General features: G+C 50.5%; 2 protein-coding genes. Both read left to right on the top strand.

Translation table 11 applies throughout. From position 1 onward, the window contains the following. Positions 1 to 325, top strand: a 325-nt coding sequence (gene trbF / locus ABD353_RS39860) for an F-type conjugal transfer protein TrbF (protein ID WP_344628595.1), incomplete at its 5' end; no start/stop codon positions are given. After that, positions 303 to 666, top strand: a 364-nt coding sequence (locus ABD353_RS39865) for a conjugal transfer protein TraH (RefSeq protein WP_344628596.1), incomplete at its 3' end; no start/stop codon positions are given. The genes trbF and ABD353_RS39865, both read left to right, overlap by 23 nt.

Genomic DNA, 666 nt, shown 5'->3' on the forward strand with positions numbered 1-666 from the left:
GGAAAGGCGTCTGGAAATCTATCTGGAATTATTCATTGTGTTTCCCACTGCAGGTGCTCTGCTGTTATGGATAATGAGATTTTTATTTAATCTCTGCGTGGATGACTGGATAGCCAGCGGTGACCTGCGAGTAAAAGACCTGTGGAATATTATGATGTACGCCATCCCTTATGCGCTGATCGCTGTTGGGGTGGGGTTCTTTGTTGCCGGAGTGACATTAGCAATCCGCAATTTTTTCAGTTATCACCTTAAGACCCTTTTTATTCTGAGAAATGACAGAGTTAAAAAGAATGCTGTGCGTAATGGAGGACAGGATGCGAATTAAACTTCTGTCACTCTTCTGCGGTGCCGCGCTTGGCCTGTCATTTAGTGCCGCCGCCGACGTGAATGGCGACATGAACCAATTCTTCAATAAGCTTGGCTTTGCGTCCAATACCAGCCAGCCACAGGTCTGGCAGGGGCAGGCGGCGGGTTATGCCTCTGGCGGTTCGCTGTATGCCAGAACGCAGGTGAAAACGATCCAGCTGGTCAGCATGACCCTGCCGGATATTAACGCCGGCTGCGGCGGCATCGATGCGTACCTGGGGTCGTTCTCATTTATCAACAGCGAGCAGCTGCAGCGCTTCGGCAAACAAATTATGTCCAACGCCGCGGGCTACTTCTTTG

Source organism: Kitasatospora arboriphila (genome assembly GCF_039528095.1).
Lineage (GTDB): Bacteria > Actinomycetota > Actinomycetes > Streptomycetales > Streptomycetaceae > Kitasatospora > Kitasatospora arboriphila.